15 protein-coding genes are annotated in these 17,233 nt (G+C 71.6%); 4 read left to right on the top strand and 11 right to left on the bottom strand.

Annotation, left to right across the window (positions count from 1 at the left end; genetic code table 11):
* Positions 1-56: 56 nt before the first annotated feature.
* Positions 57-878 (top strand): dimethylargininase, encoded by an 822-nt coding sequence (gene ddaH, locus ACWEFB_RS31625; RefSeq protein WP_452291292.1) that lies wholly within the window; start codon positions 57-59, stop codon positions 876-878.
* 11 nt (positions 879-889) lie between these two features.
* Positions 890-2,089 carry an ornithine--oxo-acid transaminase gene (rocD, locus tag ACWEFB_RS31620; RefSeq protein ID WP_442792170.1) on the top strand — a complete coding sequence of 400 codons (1,200 nt, stop codon included), beginning with the start codon at positions 890-892 and terminating at the stop codon, positions 2,087-2,089.
* 138 nt (positions 2,090-2,227) lie between these two features.
* Here the strand turns inward: rocD and ACWEFB_RS31615 are convergent, their stop codons facing one another.
* The 11 genes from ACWEFB_RS31615 to ACWEFB_RS31565 all read right to left on the bottom strand — a co-directional run bounded on the left by ACWEFB_RS31615 (position 2,228) and on the right by ACWEFB_RS31565 (position 14,050).
* The gene (locus ACWEFB_RS31615; protein WP_452291290.1) at positions 2,228-3,385 is read right to left on the bottom strand and encodes an FHA domain-containing protein; all 1,158 of its coding nucleotides are present in this window, start codon (positions 3,383-3,385) and stop codon (positions 2,228-2,230) included.
* Complete coding sequence (locus tag ACWEFB_RS31610) at positions 3,382-3,675, bottom strand: 4a-hydroxytetrahydrobiopterin dehydratase (RefSeq protein ID WP_452291288.1); 294 nt, start codon at positions 3,673-3,675, stop codon at positions 3,382-3,384. Before ACWEFB_RS31610 ends, ACWEFB_RS31615 begins: the two co-directional genes overlap by 4 nt.
* Before the next feature lie 75 nt (positions 3,676-3,750).
* Positions 3,751-4,782, bottom strand: coding sequence for a fatty acid desaturase family protein (locus ACWEFB_RS31605; RefSeq protein WP_452291286.1), 1,032 nt, complete (start codon positions 4,780-4,782; stop codon positions 3,751-3,753).
* Between the two features lie 169 nt (positions 4,783-4,951).
* Entirely contained in the window at positions 4,952-8,689 is a 3,738-nt protein-coding gene (locus tag ACWEFB_RS31600) for an SCO7613 C-terminal domain-containing membrane protein (RefSeq protein WP_452291284.1), read from the bottom strand.
* 104 nt (positions 8,690-8,793) lie between these two features.
* A complete protein-coding gene (cutA, locus tag ACWEFB_RS31595; protein WP_326562763.1) occupies positions 8,794-9,114 on the bottom strand; it encodes a divalent-cation tolerance protein CutA in 321 nt (106 codons plus the stop codon).
* A gap of 10 nt (positions 9,115-9,124) precedes the next feature.
* Positions 9,125-10,171 carry a 1-acyl-sn-glycerol-3-phosphate acyltransferase gene (locus ACWEFB_RS31590; RefSeq protein ID WP_452291282.1) on the bottom strand — a complete coding sequence of 349 codons (1,047 nt, stop codon included), beginning with the start codon at positions 10,169-10,171 and terminating at the stop codon, positions 9,125-9,127.
* A complete protein-coding gene (locus ACWEFB_RS31585) occupies positions 10,171-11,007 on the bottom strand; it encodes a patatin-like phospholipase family protein (RefSeq protein ID WP_326562761.1) in 837 nt (278 codons plus the stop codon). The genes ACWEFB_RS31590 and ACWEFB_RS31585 overlap by 1 nt, the downstream gene beginning before the upstream one ends.
* A gap of 74 nt (positions 11,008-11,081) precedes the next feature.
* The gene (locus ACWEFB_RS31580) at positions 11,082-11,825 is read right to left on the bottom strand and encodes an SDR family NAD(P)-dependent oxidoreductase (protein ID WP_452291279.1); all 744 of its coding nucleotides are present in this window, start codon (positions 11,823-11,825) and stop codon (positions 11,082-11,084) included.
* Between the two features lie 128 nt (positions 11,826-11,953).
* Entirely contained in the window at positions 11,954-12,211 is a 258-nt protein-coding gene (locus tag ACWEFB_RS31575) for a helix-turn-helix transcriptional regulator (RefSeq protein WP_452291277.1), read from the bottom strand.
* Positions 12,212-12,224: 13 nt separating this feature from the next.
* Positions 12,225-13,082, bottom strand: coding sequence for an ABC transporter permease (locus ACWEFB_RS31570; protein WP_452291275.1), 858 nt, complete (start codon positions 13,080-13,082; stop codon positions 12,225-12,227).
* A complete protein-coding gene (locus ACWEFB_RS31565) occupies positions 13,079-14,050 on the bottom strand; it encodes an ABC transporter ATP-binding protein (protein WP_452291273.1) in 972 nt (323 codons plus the stop codon). Before ACWEFB_RS31565 ends, ACWEFB_RS31570 begins: the two co-directional genes overlap by 4 nt.
* A gap of 235 nt (positions 14,051-14,285) precedes the next feature.
* Here ACWEFB_RS31565 and ACWEFB_RS31560 point away from each other — a divergent pair, with 235 nt between their 5' ends.
* Together ACWEFB_RS31560 and ACWEFB_RS31555 are read left to right on the top strand one after the other, a co-directional pair.
* Entirely contained in the window at positions 14,286-15,467 is a 1,182-nt protein-coding gene (locus ACWEFB_RS31560) for a hypothetical protein (protein ID WP_452291271.1), read from the top strand.
* Positions 15,468-15,602: 135 nt separating this feature from the next.
* Positions 15,603-17,165: a protein kinase domain-containing protein gene (locus ACWEFB_RS31555; RefSeq protein ID WP_452291269.1), complete on the top strand. Its 1,563-nt coding sequence runs from the start codon at positions 15,603-15,605 to the stop codon at positions 17,163-17,165.
* Positions 17,166-17,233 lie beyond the last annotated feature (68 nt).

Raw genomic sequence — 17,233 nt, 5'->3', positions numbered from 1 at the left:
CGCGCCAGCCCGTGAGCCGACCTTGGCCGGGCGCGCCCGACCACTGGGAGCAGGGCATGACGCTGGATGCCACCCGCCGCCACTACCTGATGTGCCGGCCCACATATTTTGCCGTCGAGTACGCGATCAACCCATGGATGGACCCGAGCGCCCCGGTCGACCCGGCGCTCGCCATCGCGCAGTGGGAGACGCTCCGCCGAACGTTCCTCGATCTCGGGCACACGGTCGAGGAGATCGAGCCGGTGCCCGGCCTGCCCGACATGGTCTTCGCCGCGAACGGGGCGACCGTGGTGGACGGGGAGGTTCTCGCCGTACAGTTCCGTGACCCGCAGCGGGCCGATGAGGCGCCGGCGTACCGGTCGTGGTTCGAGCGGGCCGGGTATCCGGTGCACGAGGCCAAGTACGTCAACGAGGGCGAGGGCGACATCCTCCTCGTCAACGGGATACTCCTGGCCGGCACCGGGTTCCGTACGGCGCATGCCGCGCACGCCCAGTTGCAGGAGGTGTTCGGCCGGCCGGTGGTGACGCTGCAACTGGTCGACCCGCGCTTCTATCACCTGGACACCGCGCTCTGCGTACTCGACGACCGGACCGTGGCGTACCTGCCGGAGGCGTTCTCGCCGGGGAGTCGGGCCGTACTGCGTCGGCTCTTTCCGGACGCGGTCCTGGCCGACCTCGCGGACGCCGAGGTGTTCGGTCTGAACGCGGTCAGCGACGGTCGGAATGTCGTGCTTCCGGCCCAGGCCACCGGCCTGGCAACTAAGCTGCGCGAGCGCGGATACACCACAATTGGTGTTGATTTGTCGGAGCTGCTCAAGGCAGGTGGCGGGCCGAAGTGCTGCACGCTGGTGCTGCGGGAACGAGAGGCAAGCAAGTGATCGTGGACGACATGCTGCTGACCCCCGGTGCGGTACGCGACGCGGAACGCTGGACCGCGCACAACTACCACCCGCTGCCGGTGGTGATCTCCTCCGCCGAGGGCGCCTGGGTGACCGACATCGACGGCAAGCGTTACCTCGACTGCCTGGCCGGCTACTCCGCGCTCAACTTCGGCCACCGCCACCCCAAGCTGATCGCCACCGCGCACGAACAGCTCGACCGGCTCACCCTGACCAGCCGCGCCTTCGTCCACGACCAGTTCGCCACCTTCTGCCACGAACTGGCCGACCTCTGCGGCACCGAACTCGTCCTGCCGATGAACACCGGCGCCGAGGCGGTCGAGACCGCGATCAAGGTCGCCCGCAAGTGGGGCTACCAGGTCAAGGGCGTACCGGCGGGCAAGGCCACCATCGTGGTCGCCGACGGTAACTTCCACGGCCGGACCACCACCATCATCAGCTTCTCCACCGACCCGGACGCCCGCAACGACTTCGGGCCGTACACGCCCGGTTTCAAGATCGTGCCGTACGGGGACCTGACCGCGCTCGCCGAGGCGATCGACGAGAACACCGTCGCCGTACTGCTCGAACCGATCCAGGGTGAGCAGGGCGTGGTCGTGCCGCCGGTCGGCTACCTGCCCGGCGTACGTCAGCTCTGCACCGAGCAGAACGTGCTCTTCCTCGCCGACGAGATCCAGTCCGGGCTGGGCCGTACCGGCACCACGTTCGCCCTCGACCACGAGGGTGTCCGGCCGGACATGTACCTGCTCGGCAAGGCGCTCGGGGGCGGCATCGTGCCGGTCTCCGCGGTCGCCGCGGACAGGTCCGTACTCGGTGTGCTGCGCCCCGGTGAGCACGGCTCGACCTTCGGCGGGAACCCGCTGGCCTGCGCGGTCGCCACCGAGGTCGTACGCCTGCTCGCCACCGGCGAGTTCCAGCGCCGCTCGGCCGAGCTGGGCGCCCGGCTGCACGCCTCCCTCAACGGGCTGATCGGCGAGGGCCTGGTCGCCGTACGCGGTCGCGGGCTCTGGGCGGGGATCGACATCGACCCGTCCCTGATGACCGGGCGGCAGGCGTGCGAGCGGCTGGCCGAGCGCGGTGTCCTGGCCAAGGACACCCACGGCTCCACCCTCCGCCTGGCCCCGCCCCTGGTGGTGGAACCCGAAGAACTCGACTTCGCCGTCACCCAACTCCGCGAGATCCTCGCCTGACCCGAGGCGCCTCTTCTTCGAGACACCTGTTGTAGAGAAAGAGTGGTTATCCGTAGCCGGATAACCACTCTTTCTCTACAACTGTGGCATGCGACCCGCAGGTGCGGGATGGAGTCCGCGGGGAGGGCGGGCGGGGAGTCAGGGGCGTTCTATGACGCGCATGGCCATGGTGGGGGCTTCGGCCATGACGGAGGTCGGGTTGATTACGCCGCCGGAGGTCCAGTTGCCGGAGGAGCCCACCTGGACGCCGGGGTAGAGCTCGACGAAGTCGCCGCCGCGCATCACCCGGTTGGCCTGCTGGGTGAGCGCGATCCGCTCGTCCTCGTCCATCGAACCGCCCGGCCGGATCCCCGAGCCGTTGGTGCTCACGTCGTAGGCGACCAGGTCACCGCCGCGCAGTTCGAACCGGACGTGGCTGCGGCTGATCCAGCGCCGGGCCTCCTCGCTCAACCACTGGCCGAGCATGATGCCGCCGCTCTCCTCCGGTGCCCGTCCGACCACCACCGGGCGGTCGGCGGAGACCACGAACCGGCGGCGTACCTGGCCGCCGACCCGGACCGACAGGACCTCGGTGTCCGGCCGGGGGCCGGCGTCGGTGAGCCGCCGGTCGTGCCGGGGGCAGCTCGGTGCGCCGGACCGCAGCGTCGGTGGCGGCTGTCCGCCCGGCTCGCGGTCGGAGCGGGCCAGGTCGGCGAAGGATCCGCCGCCACCGCCACCGTCGCCGAACAACACGCAGCCGGGCTCGGGGCAGCGCCAGAGCCGGGCCAGGAGCTTCGCCCCGGTCGGGGACGGGCCGGGTGAGGTCCAGACCGCGTTGCCACCGGACTGCGGCACCAGGGTCGGTCCGTTGGCGCCGCTCACCGGGGCGAGCAGGCGGCCGGGCTGCGAGTTCAGCCACGGGTAGCGCCCGAGCATGCCGTCGAACCGCATCCGGCTGAGCACCGGCAGGCCGAGCAGGTCGGCCAGTTCCAGCATCCGCTCCACCGGATTGGGCAGCACCTCGACCAGGCCGTCGTCGGCCCAGCGGCGGACCACCATCCGCTCGTTCGAGGTCAGGTCGGCGTCCGAGAGCAGAGCCCGGTGGACCACCGGGTAGACCGGGACGCTGTCCTCCTCCAGTTGCCGGCTGAGCGCGTCGATGACGATGCCGAGCCGGAGCATGCTGGCCGGACGGCCGCCGTCGAAGTCCGTGTAGCGGACCACCTCGGCCAGGTCGAGTACGGCCCGAGCGAGCGACGGATCGGTGCAGACCCGGCCTTCGATCGCGTCGAGGACCTTGCTGATCTCGAATCTCACGCCGTTCCCCCGAGGATCTGGTCAATACGCTGGGCAAGTTGGAAGTCGCGCCGGGTCACTCCGCCAACCGAGTGGGTGGCGCACCGGAAGGTCACGGTGCGCCACCTGATGTCGATGTCGGGGTGGTGGTCGAGTTCCTCGGCCACCGCCGCCACCCGGTTCACCACATCGATCGCCTCGGGAAAGCTGCCCAGCTCGGCCGTACGGGATATCACCGCCGGGTCGCCGGACCAGCCGTCCAACTTCTCCAGCTCACCGCGCACCGCGTCGGCGTCCAGCACCTCTGCCATGGGGCAGACCTTACCGTCGTCGTTCCCGACCGGGGAGGGCAACCGTGGTCGGCCCACCCACCGAGCGGGGTCGCGTCACCGAGCGGCGCGCAGTTCGGCGCCCACGCTGTGCAGGTGCCGCAGGGCCTGGGCGTACGAGTCGACGAGTCCGGTCTCCTCGTACGGGATGCCCTGTTCGGCGCAGTACGCCTTGACGATCGGCTGCGCCTTGCGCAGGTTCGACCGCGCCATGCTCGGGAAGAGGTGGTGCTCGATCTGGTAGTTGAGCCCGCCGAGGGTGAAGTCGACCAGCCGGCTGCCCCGTACGTTGCGCGAGGTGAGCACCTGCTTGCGCAGGAAGTCCAGGTCGTCCTCCGCGGTCAGCATCGGCATGCCCTTGTGGTTCGGCGCGAACGAGCAGCCCATGTAGACACCCCACAACCCCTGGTGTACGGCGATGAAGACCAGGGCCTTCACCGGCGACAGGACGGTGAACAGTACGCCGAAGTACGCGGCCACGTGCACGACCAGCAGTACCGCCTCGATCGCCCGGTACCGCATCGGCGAACGGAACAGCCCCTTGAAGCTGTCGACGTGCAGGCTCAGTCCCTCCAGCGTCAGCATCGGGAAGAACAGGTACGCCTGACGCTGGGCCAGCCAGCGGCTGAACCCCTTGGTTTCCCGCGCCTGCTCGTCGGTCCAGACCAGGGCGCCGGCGCCAACGTCGGGGTCGTGGTCCTCGTGGTTCGGGTTGGCGTGGTGCCGGTTGTGCTTGTCGATCCACCAGCCGTAGCTGATCCCGGTGGCGAGGTTCGCGGCGAGCAGTCCGGCGACCTGGCTGGCCCGGCGGCTGCGGAACATCTGCCGGTGCCCGGCGTCGTGGCCGAGGAAGGCGACCTGGGTGCTGGCGATCGCGAGTCCGACCGCTACCAGCAGTTGCCACCAGGAGTCGCCGACGAGGAACACCGCCACCCAGCCGGCGACGAACAGACCGGCGGTGATCGCGATCTTCGCCGCGTACCAACCGGGGCGACGCTCCAGGAGGCCCGCCTGGTTGATCCGTCGAGATAACTTGGCGTAGTCACTACCCCGACGAAGAGCAGGCTCAACCACCGCGCCGACCGTCATCGTTTCTCCTAGGAGCTGGGATTTTATGACGCCCCGGGCGAGACGTGCTTACTCAAGTGTCACGGCTCAGCTTGCGCTGAGTAACCCTGGATACCCCCTAATGCGGGGTAGGGCCAGCACTACCTCATTCGTCCGCCCACCTTGTACCCAACCTCACCGGACAGAACACCTAACTCATCCGGCCGACGGCGGCGCGCCAGCGGGCGAGGTCGCGGCGGCGGCGTTCGTAGGTGATGGCGAGTCCGATCAGGGCGAGGCCGCCGAGGGCCAGGAAGATCCAGCGGGGCAGCCGGTCCCAGGCGCCGACCACCTCGTACAGCGCGGCGATGGCCAGGGTGGCGCCGCCGAGCACCGCCGGTGCCTGCCGCCGCCAGTGCGCACCGGCGAGCACCACCACGAGTGCACCGACCCCGAGCAGCAGCCGCCGCCACGGCTGGTCCCCGGCGACCAGGATCGAGGCGAGGCTCGGCAGCAGCGCGGCCGTCAGCCCCGGCCCGTACGTCACCCAGCTACTCAGCGCCGGTCGGGCCCGCAGGGCGAGCGCGCCGACGATCAGCGCACAGAGCGCCGCCGGCAGGGTGTACGCCTCCAGCAGCGCGACCTGCGCGGAGGTGAGCAGCAGCCAGACCGCGAGCAGTTCACAGCCGACGGCCACGGCGGCGAGGACCGCCCGGCGTCGGGCGGGTTCACCGGGACGCAGGGCGCGCAGGCCCACCGCCACTCCCCAGAGGGTGGCGACCGCGGCCGCGTACCGGATCGCACCGGTGGTGAGCAGCAGCGCGACGACCGCACCGGCGTGCGCTGCCGCCTCGACCGCTACCGACTCAACCGGCCGCCGGCCGCGCAGGACGGCACCTCCGGCGAGCGCGACCGCAGCGACCCCGAGGACCGCGAACGCGGCGAGCCGCAGCGGCAGGTCGGCTGCGCGGGACGCGGCGACCGCGAAGGCCAGTCCGGCGCCGATCGCGGCCAGCCAGCCGGCGACCCGCGCCACCGGTGCCCGGCCCGTCACCAGGTCGGCCGCACCGGCGCCGATCGCCGAGCCGGTCAGGACGACCAGGCCCAGCGCGACCAGGGTGGTGGCCTCGGTCGGCAGCGCGCCCGCCAGGCCCGCTCCGGCAAGCACCACCCCCAGCGGTACGAGCACCAGCCCGCCACCAACACCGGCGAGCAACGCTGTCCCGGCACCGCCGAGCAGCGCCGTCCCGGAACCACCGGGCCCCTCCGTGCGGCCCGCTGGCCCGGCTCCGGTGGACGCTGCCGTCCGGCGCGTCGGGACGGTGGCGACGAGCAGGGCGGCGAGACCGCCGAGCAGGGCCACCGCCGGTACGACCGGCCACCGGGCACCCGCCCCGGCGAGCACCACCAGCAGGGCCGTGGCAGCCAGCGGGAGCCCGGCCAGGGTCGCCCCGGTGATCGTCCGGTACCACCCCCAGCCGGCCAGTGTCGCGGTGACGGCGAGTACCACCAGTGCCGCCCCGGACGGGCCGTCGACCGGCCACCCGGTCGGGGCGAGTCCCACCCCGGCGGGCGCCCCGGACCAGCTCCGCCCCAGCCACCCGTACGGGCCGAGCAGGACCGCCCCGATCGCGGGCGCCACCCCCAGGACGGCCGCGAACGCCAGCACCGGCACCCCGAACAGACCGGGCGAGATCACCCCCACCACCTCGCGCCCGGCTGCCCCGCGCCCCGCCGCCTCGTGCACTGCTGGCTCGTGCACTGCTGTCCGGTCGGCGCCGAGCAGGCCGGTGAGGTACAGCCCGCCGACCGGCAGGAGCAGGCCGACCGCCGAGTAGAGCCCGACGGGTTCACCGGTCCGGCTGAACAGCGGCGACAGCCCGGTCACCAGTGCGGTGACGGCGAGCGCGGTGTCGGCGTACGGCAGGAGATAGGGGCGGCGGCGACGCAGTACGGCAACCGCCCCGAGCAGCAGTACGCCGCTGGCGAGGGCTGCCCGCGACTGCCACCACGGCTCCACCCCGGCGGCGAACAGTCCCACGGTCACCACGCCCGGTACGGCGAGCAGCCCGACGCCGAGTGCGGTCCCGCCGATCGCCCGCCGTACGCCCGCCAGCCGCTCCTGCGACCCGTTCCCGGCGAGTACGGCGACACCCACCCCGATCACCAGGATCGCGCCGAGTACGGCCGCCGCGCTTCCCGGTCGGGCGAGGCCGAGCAGGAACGCGTGCCCGACCAGCACGGTTCCCGTACCGGCTCGGACCAGCAGCGTCGGCGCACCCGGAGCCGGGACGCGTACGGCGGTGGCCAGCAGGACCGCCGCCACGGTCAGCTCCACGGCGGCCAGCGCCCACCAGGGCAGTGCCACCCCGGCCGGGATCGCGAGCACGGCGAGGCCGATCCCGAGCACGCCGATCGGTTCCCGGGCCGGTCGGGGCAGCAGGACCGCCAGCGCGACCGCGACCAGCAGCGCGGTGACCGACACCTGCCAGTCGAGGATGCTGACCGGACCGGTGCCGGTGCCCCGCCACACCGGCAGTGACCGGGTTGCCGCCTCGTACGCGATCGACAGCGTCATCGTCCCGACCACCAGGGCGAGTACGCCGCCGAGCAGCAGCCCGCCGACGCGGGGGCCGCCCCGTACCCCGGCCGGCAGGCGCGGCCCGGTCAGTGCGACCGCGACGGCCAGCCCGGCGACGACCAGGCCGCTCGCGAGCAGCAGGAACGATCCCGCCCACTCGCTGACCGGCCGCAGGACCGTACCGGCGAGACCGATGACGACCACCAGTCCGGCGGCGGCCTGGAAGCCGGCGTTGCGCGTCAGCACCGCGCCCGCCACCAGGACCGCCACCGCGACCAGCAGCGGGCCGCCGGCCAGTGCCGGCATTCCGGGACCGTCGGCCACCAGCAGCGCCACCAGGCCGCAGAGCCCGGCAGCGGCCAGTGCGGCGGCGTACGCCACCCAGCCGAGCACCTGACGAGCCAGCGCCACCCCTCCGGGCGCCGTCCCGTCAGCTCCCCCATCGCCGACACGTACGCCGGCCCCATCCGGTTCACCCGGACCCGCATCAACCGGCCGGGCCGTGTTCCGCCCGGCGGTGCGGGTGGTGTGGACGACCGCCAGGTTGAACGCGGCCAGCGCGGCGAACACCAGCGCCCAACCGGCGGCGTCGGGCTCCCACCTCGACGCGAGCAGCGGCAGCACCGGCTGGGCGAACACCAGTGCGGTGAACCAGGGCGCCCAGAGCCGGGTGAGCCGCCGGTAGCCGGTCGCCGCCGCGGCGCTGACCCCCCAGACCAGCGCCGCGTAGGAGGCGCCCGGCCAGCCGGCGACCCCGAACAGGTTCACCGACCAGGCGGCGTAGCCGTCGAGTGCCACCAGCAGCAGCCCGACCACCGAGAACGTCTCCGCGGTGGCGGTGAGCCCGCGCCGCTTCGCCAGCGGGGGCGCGGCCAGCACCAGGCCGGTGATGCCGGCCAGGATCGCCGCCCGCCCGGCCACGCCGACAACCGACCAGGTGACCACCATGAAGACGACCGCGGCGGTGCAGAGCAACAGTCCACCGAGGACGAAGAGCAGATTCTGTACGGCCCGGGTGGACGCCTCCGGGCGTACCGGTGGAACCTGCGGGGCGGCGGCGACCGGGGCGACCCGAGGGACCGGCGCGGCGGCCACCGGGGCGACGGTACGGCTGGCGAACATCGCCGCCCGCACCTGGGCGGCGAGGTCGGCCCGCCGTCGCCGCAGGTCGTCGAGGGCGGCGTTCAGCGCCGTGTACGCCTGCCGGGCCTGCTCGACCCGTCCGGTCAGCGCGACGATCTCGCCGTCCAACCGGACCACCTCGGCGGCGACCGGATCCGGTGCCCGACCGCAGCGCGGGCAGCCGGTGCTCAGATTGGCCCCGGCCCCGCATGCGGGGCAGGGATACAGACTCGGCGGAGTGCTCACCCTGGCATGGTGGCCCCGCCGATCGGACCCGGCCCAGAGTCCGCGTACTCATCAATGGTCCGGCGGTCGGCTTCTGTACTCAGGCCGACGGGTGAGTGCCGGTGTCAGGTCCGGGTCTGTTCGTGCACCCAGGCGGTGTAGTCCGGGTTTCCGCCCTCGACCCAGTGCACCAGAACCTCCGGCACCTCGTACGGATGTGCGCTGCGCAGGTGCTCGACCAGCGCCTCCACCCGGTCCGGTGCGGTTTTGAACTGCACCGACCATTCCCGGGTGGTTTCCATTCGGGACTGCCACCAGTAGGTGCTGTCCATCGGGCCGCCGACCTGGGCGCAGGCCGCCAGCCGGCCGGCGACCGCCGCGGCGGCGAGCAGATCCGCCACCGACCGGGCATCCACCACGGTCGTTACGATGCAGAGCTGGTCCACGCCGCGCACCCTACGCGTTGGTGCGGTGGATATCGACCCATTCGTCGATTCGTTTCCACCAGTCGTAGAGCCAGTCGATCCGCTCCTGCCGCCCGGCAGGGATTTCCTCCGGCGGAACCGACCAGAACCGCATCACAATTTTCTTGTCCATCGGGAGTTCGCGCCAGACATCCGCCACCGTGAGCATCCGATCCAGACCGGTGTGGGCGACGAAGATGACCCCCGCGTCCGGCGCCGCGTCCAACGCCGCGAGTACGCCACCCGGCTGCGGCGCCAGGACGTGTTGCATCCCCTCCGCCCGTACGGCCATCTTCTCCAGCCCTCGGGCCCGCAGCCGCTCGATGGCCCGGATCCGGCGGCGCGGGGTGAAGTTCCCGCCCTCCGGAAAGATCACGAACGCGTCGTTGCTGTCCAGCCCGACGGCCAGGTGACCGACCTGATCGGTCAGGGTCCTGCCCGGTTGCCGGCTGTCGGCACCGACCACCGGATCCTGCGCCCGGCCCGGCGCGATGAACCGGTTCGGCAACCGGTTGAGCAGTACGTCGACCGCCGGATCCCACTGCAGGGTCTCCTTCAGCACGATCCGCGGCTCCCGGTCGAACCAGTTGACCAGCGCGTGGATCAGGATGAACGAGTCACCGGGACCGGCGTGCCGGCAGAGCACCAGCTCCGGACGACCGGGCAGCGCGGTGTCCGGGTCGGCGCCGACCACCTCGATGGTCAACCGCAGCGCCCACTGGGCCTGCCAGAAGAGGAAGTTGAGGAACCAGCCGGTCAGCACGTAGTGCGCCCGCTGGAACCGGGGCGAACGCTTCTTCCAACCGAAGCCGGAGGCGATCCAGAGCCCGAACAGGGCGATCAGCGCGCTGGCGTCCCAGGCCAGGTAGATGATCGCCATCCAGAGCACCCGCAGCGGGCGCAGGTAGCCCGGCACCAGCGGCGAGGCTGCCGCGGCGAGCAGCAACCAGATCGGGAGCGCGCTGACGAACAGGGCCGCGAGCAGCACCACCGCCGGGCCGAACAGCACCCGTCGCAGCCACCGGGGCGGCAACCGCATCAGACGCCCTCGACGTGCGAGTGCAGGTAACGCCGGGAGGCCGTGTACGCCCGACTGATCCGCCGACCGACCGCCGCCATGTCCCGGTACGCCCACGGGGTGTCGTCGCGCGGCTGGGACCCGCCGGTCGGCAGCACGTGTACGTCCACGTCGTCGGGCAACGCGGCCATCTCCCGGGCGAACCGGTGCCGGCGGGCGATCTCGAACGCGACCTGGGCGATCTCCCAGGGTCTTCGCGGTGGTGTCAGCGGCCGTTCGATCCGGCCCACCTGGAGTACGAAGATCTGCTTGGCGCCGCTCTCCACCGCCTCGCCGATCGGGATCGAGTTGACGATCCCCCCGTCGACGAAGTGCTCGCCGCCGATCTCGGCCGGCGGCAGCAGGCCCGGTACGGAGGCGGAGGCGAGCACCGCCTCGACCAGCGGCCCGGTGGAGAACCAGTGTTCGGCGGCCCGCTCGATGCTCGCCGCGCAGCACCGGAACGGCACCTTCAGGTCGGCGAAGGTGGTCCGCTCGCCGAGTTCCGCCTCCAGCAGCCGGCGCAGCGGGCGCGGCGAGTGCAGGTGCGTACGGGCGGCGAACCGGCGGAGTTGACGGGCGACCGAGTCGCCGTACACCTCGCTGGCCTCGGGGGACGCCCAGAGGCGTACCAGCCGGTCGGTCACCGCCTCGGTCGGGTCGGCGGCGACCAGGGCACCGTTGACCGCACCGATCGACGTGCCGATGACGAGGTCGGGGCGGATGCCGGCGCGGAACAGCGCCCGGAGCATGCCGACCTCGACCGCGCCGAGTACGCCTCCGCCGCCGAGCACAAACGCGACCGGACCTTTGACCATGCCTTTCATCGTGGCACGACCGGTCACGGTCGCACCCGGCGCGCCCGGTCATGACCTCCGGCTGCCGGCTGCGGTCAGTCGGGGTAGATGCCGCCGTCGAGGGTGATCACCTTGTTGGTCAGGTACGAGTTGGTCAGCATCGCCAGCACCATCGCGGCCACGTCGTCGGCGGAGCCCAGCCGCCCGACCGGCACCGGCGTTCCCAGATTGTCCGGGTTGACGGCGGTGAAGCCGGTGCCGGCGATCAGCGCCGGGGCGATCGTGTTGACGGTGACGCCGTTGCCGGCGACCCGGCCGGCGAGGTGGTGCATCAGTCCGTGCAGACCGGCCTTACTGGCCGCGTAGTGCGGGCCGATGACTCCGCCGTTGAGCGCCGCGATCGACGACAGGAAGAGGATCCGACCGAACCCTCGGCTGATCATGTGCGGAAGTACGGCTCGGGTCATCAGCCACGGGGCGCGCAGGTTGACCGCCATCGTCTCGTCCCACAGGTCCAGTTCCACCTGGTCCCAGGAGAGCTGCTGCCCGACCCCGGCGTTGGCCACCAGCACGTCGACGCTGCCGAGTTCGGCTCGGGTGGCCTCGACCGTGGCCGCCGCCACCTCCGGCTGGCGCAGGTCGGCGGGGAGGACGAGGGCCCGCTGCCCCAGGGCCCGGATCTGGTCGGCGATCCCCTCGGCGGGGGCGCGATGACCGGCGTAGGTCAGGGCGACGTCCGCACCGGCGGCGGCCAGGCTGAGCGAGATCGCCCCACCGATCCCACCGGAGCCGCCGGTGACCAGCGCGCACCGACCGTACAGATCCTCGCCCTCAGCCACGTTGCCGCCCTTCGCCACCGGGGATGGTGCACCGAATCAGGACAAACCTAACTCGGCGGCGGTCCGGGCATGCCGGTTTCGGCCGCGCCCGTCGCTCCCGATCGGCAATCGACCCGGCGCGGGGTGGGTCAGGCGGACTGTTGTTCGGCGGCGGCGGTGGGACCGCTCCCGATTCGGGGGAAGGGCTCGGTGGAGAAGACGACCTCCACCGGCACCTCGAAGTACGCCGCGATCCGCAACGCCAGGTGCAGGCTGGGCCGGAACTCGCCCCGCTCCAGGTAGCCGACCGTCTGGTAGTGCACCCCGAGCGCCTCGGCGAGCTGGCGGCGGGAGATTCCCCGTTCCACCCGGAGCACCGCGATCCGGTCGTAGATCACTTCGTTCATGGTGTTCCCCCGCTCACGGGTTGACCCGTTGCAGGGCCTTCTCCCGGCGGGCGGCGACCCGCGACCCGGACTCGCGGCGGGCCATCCGGCGCAGCACGATCGGCGCGGCGACCAGGCCGACCACAGCCCACGCGCCGAGTACGCCGAGCGTCTCCAGGTGCCGCCACGATTGTCCGATCTCGACGGCCGACAGGTTGTCCGGGAGCATTGCCGAACGCATCCCCAACCCCAGCCAGTAGATCGGGAACACCTGCGCGATCCCCTGCAACCAGGCCGGGAAGTTGGTGGTCGGATAGAAGATACCGGAGGTGGCGACGAGTCCCATGATCGGCAACATGATCAGCCCCATGTTGCGCGGGTTGTCGAACAGGGAGCCGAGAATCGCGCCGATCGGCATGGTGGCGACCAGTCCGAGCAGCAGCACCCAGGCCAGCGTCGACCAGCCGCCGAGGCCGTTCATGGTCAACCCGTCGAGCAGGAACAGCCCGGGTACGAGCTGAATGGCGATACTGACCAGGGTGATCCCGGAAATCAGTACGATCTTGCCGATCAGGTAGCCCAGCATCCCGTTCGGGACCGCCTTGGCCCGCAGCAGGGTGCCGTCCTCGCGTTCGACGATGAGCTGCTGGGCCAGGTTCACCAGCCCGCCGAAGGCGATGCCCATGCCGAGCGCGCTCGGCAGTGTCCGCGCTCCCAGCGAGAAGTCCGTACCCGGCACGGTGACGCTTCGGGTGAAGAACATGACCACCGCCAGAATGATCGCGGGGAAGAAGTAGGTCCAGAGGTCCTGCGCGGTGGTGAAGGTCTGGCGCAGTTCGATCCCGCCCCGCGCCACCCCGGACCGGGTCGCCGTGAGCATGGACGACGTCATCGGACTACCTCCTCGAAGGTCTGTGCCGCAGGCCCGGCCCGGCCCGACTCGGCCTCCCGCACCATGGCCATGTACGTGTCCTCCAGGCTGGCCCGGCGTACTTCCAGGTCGGCGATGGCGTCGCCGTGCTGCTGGAACAGCTCGCGGACGAACCGGGTGGCGTCGGTGCTGCTGTGCACGAACCGCCCGTTGCCCTGGCTCCAGCGCACCTCGGCCTCGGTCGACATCCGTCGGGACAGTTCGTCGGCCGAACCGTCGGCGATGATCCGCCCACCGGCCAGGATCAGGATCCGGTCGGCCAGTTTCTCCGCCTCGTCCAGGTCGTGGGTGGTCAGCAGGATCGTGGTCTCGTCGGTGTCGGAGAGCCGGTGCACCAGGTCGTGGAACTCACGCCGGGCAGCCGGGTCGAAACCCACCGTGGGCTCGTCGAGGAAGAGCAACTCGGGGCGGCCGACGATGCCGATCGCTACGTCGAGCCGGCGGCGCTGGCCACCGGAGAGCCGGTTGATCCGCTTGCCGGCGTGCTCGGTCAGGCCGACCACCTCGACCAGTTCGTCGATGTCCCAGGGGCGGCGCAGCCTCGGGGTGGAGTAGGGGACGTAGTAGGAGCCGAGGTGGGCGAGGAGTTCGCGTACCTGCCATTTGCCGTGGTCACGCCAGGATTGCAGGACCACGCCGAGCCGGGCCCGCCACCGCTCGTCGCCGCGTCCGGGATCCACCCCGAGTACGGAGACGTCTCCGGCGGAACGCATCCGGAAGCCTTCGAGGATCTCGATCGTGGTGGTCTTGCCCGCACCGTTGGGCCCCAGCAGCGCCAGCACCTCGCCCCGGTGCGCGGTGAACGTGACCCCGTCGAGCACGTCCGTTGTGCCGTAACGCATCCGCAGGTCGCGTACGTCCAGCACGGTTGGATCGTCGGTCCGGCCGGGTGCGCCGGCGGGTGCGCTCAGCTCCCGCAACGTTGTCACAGACCTTCACCTCCCCGTCTAACTGGTCCGGCAGACCATAGCAGGTGTACTACATTTCGCGGCACCCTCTTGTCGGGTAACTGAATTTCTTGCGCCCGCCCGCGCTTCGGTAACATGAGCCGCCCGCACTGACCACCGCGAGTGCTTCGGCCGACGTGTCGGGACCGGACGGCCGGACCAATCGCGCAACGCCCCTTCGGGGTAGCCCCGAACCGGTGGTTGAGGAGACCAGGAAGTGCCCCTATCGCCCGGCTCTGACGCCCTCGCCCGGCTCCGGCGCACGATCTTCCGTGCGCCCGGTCCACTGCGGTGGGTCGCCATCGGCACGCTCATCGGACTGGTCGGGATCATCGTGCTGGTCGGAGTCGTGGTCAGTACCGGGCTCGGCCGCGTACCCGTGGTGGACGCCCGTCCCCTGGACGGCGACGGCGGCAACCGGGGCGTCGCGGCGGCACCGCTCGGCGTGGCCCCGAGTCCGGGCACCGCGCCGAAACCGGTGCCGGACACCTACGTACCGCTGGTGGTAACCGCCGGAAAGGTGTGCCCGGAGGTCCCGGCGGCCCGGATCGCGGCGCAGCTCATGGCCGCCTCCGGCTTCGAAACCGACGTGCTCGGCGAGGACGGCGCGGAGGGCGTCGCGCAGTTCCGGCCCGAGCTGTGGCAGGTGTACGCACCGTCCCCCACCGCCTCACCGTCCGACCCCAACCAGGCCGTGCCCGCTCTCGGGCGGGCGATGTGCGCGCTGGTGGACGACTTCGAACCGCTCGCCGGGGAGGCGTACCCGGTCGCGTTGGCCGCGTTCCAGTGGGGAACCGAGGCGGTACGCAAGGCCGGCGGGGTGCCGGACGCCCCGAGCCTGCGTACGTTCAACGAGATGGTGTCGGACTACACCGCGTACTACGAGCAGGACCCACGGCTGGAGCCGAAGACGGTCGCCCCGACCCGACGGGCTCCCTCGTCGGCGGGTGCGAACCCCAACCCGACCCCCAGCCGTACGCCCACCGCGAGCCCGACCGCACCCGCCTCGAACTCCACGAACTCCTCACCGGCGCCGACCTCCGCCGCGCCGTCACCCACGCCGGTGTGGCAGGAGCGGGTGGTCCGGTCGACCGCCGTGCTGCGCGAAGGTCAGTCGTGGACCTCGAACCGGCTGCGCCTCACCCTCACCGACAACGGCGACGTCACCCTCCAGGACCAGGGACAAGCGGTCTGGAGGACGAACACCGGTGGCCGGGGTGGCGAACTGCTGGTCTTCCAGGGCGACGGGAACCTGGTCCTCTACTCCCGTAACGGGTCGACGGTGTGGAGCACGCGCACATCGGGCCACAACGGGGCGACGCTGGTCCTGCGGGCCGACGGCAACGTGATCATCTCCTCGAACGGCCGGACGCTCTGGCAGACCGGCACCGCGAAATGACCCGCCGGAGGTCACGGGGGTAGGGGTTCGACCAGCGGTTGGCGGCAAATGCCGGGTCGGGCCATTGATCGTTGACAGAATGGTTACATTCGCGCAACCTGATACGACCCCCTCCCCAGGCAGGTGCTGCGAACGATGGCTGCGATGTACGCGGGCGGCCTGCTCGCCCGCAGGTACCGTCTCATCGACCGAATTGGTGCCGGGGGCATGTCGGTCATCTGGCGTGCCCGCGACGAGGTGCTGGACCGGGTGATCGCGATCAAGGTCCTCTCCGCGTCCCTGGCCGCCGACGCCAAGTTCCGCGACATGGTCCGCGAGGAGGCCCGCGCCGCCGCCCAGCTCGTCCATCCGCACGTGACCGCCGTGCACGACTACGGCGAGGAGGTCTCGCCGGACGGGACCGTCACCGCCTTCGTGGTGATGGAGCTGCTCACCGGCGAGGAGTTGGAGACCCGGCTGCTGGACGGGCCGCTGCCCTGGGTCGAGGCGGTGGAGATCTGCGCCCAGGTCGCCGAGGCGCTGGCCGCCGCGCACGAACTCGGCATCGTCCACCGGGACATCACCCCGTCCAACATCATGATGACCTCGGTCGGCGCGAAGGTGCTCGACTTCGGCATTGCCACCCAGATCGGAGCGCCGGACGAGGACGAGGACGGCGAGACGTTCGGGACGCCCGCGTACGTGGCGCCGGAGCGGCTCGACGGCACCCCGGCGCAACCCGCCACCGACACGTACTCGCTGGGCGTGCTGCTCTACGAGACGCTGACCGGACGGGTGCCCTATCCGGCCGAGACGTGGGACGACCTGACGGAGGCGCTGCGTACCGGCAGTCCGGTGCCGCCGCTGACCGGCGTACCCGATCTGCCGCCGAAGGTGGCCGACGCCTGCCTGCGTTGCCTGGCCCGCGCCCCGGCGGACCGGCCGACCGCGCAGGAGGTCGGTGAACTGCTCCGGGACGAGCTGATCGCCGCAGAATCGCCGGGACCGCCGACCACCCGGCCGACGTTCATCACCCTGCCACCACTGGCACCGGCTGCGGTGGCACAGGCCCGGGAAAGAGCAACCGCAGGCGTACGGGTGCTGCCGCCGCGCCCCGACCACGTCGGGCCGTTCGGGGCGGGCGAGCCCACCCCGGCGCCTCGCGCCTTCTCCCCCGGCACCGGGACACCCGCCGGGCCGCCAAACCGGCAGGGTGGGCGGCCCCGGATGGCGACGATCGGCCTCGCCTTCGGCGCGGTCGCCGTGCTCGGCCTGGCCGTCCTCGCCGGTATCTTCCTCAGCGAGTCACCCCCGGCCCGGCAGGTCGGCCTACCCACCGCACCGACCCCGACCAGCTCGGAATTCCGGTCGTCCGCCGCCCCCGCACCGCCGCCGGCCGGCACCCCGTCGACCGGTCCGGGTACGAGCGCTCCGGGCCTCGTCGCCTCACCCACGGTCAGCGAGGCGGTGGACCAGTTCGAGCAACTCGTCGGTGAGGGTCTCGCCGACGGCGCGATCCGCGAGGACGTCGGTCTCGACCTGCGCAACCAGATGCGCAACCTTGAGGCGTCGATGATCGACGGACCGGTCGAACTGACCGGACCGGTGGACCGGATGCGCAGAGCCGTCGCCGTCCGGGTACGCGACGGCACCATCACGGTCGACTACGCCGAGCAACTCGACACCGCCCTGACCCGCCTCGCCTCCGCCGCAGGCTGAGCAACCACCAGGTGGGGGCACCCCTCAAGGGCACCCCCACCTGCTCCCCCTACCCCCATGGGCGGGCA

The sequence above is a fragment of the Micromonospora sp. NPDC004704 genome, from assembly GCF_053601675.1.
Note: the sequence above shows the minus strand (reverse complement) of the source record. Positions and strands in the feature narration are given on the sequence as shown.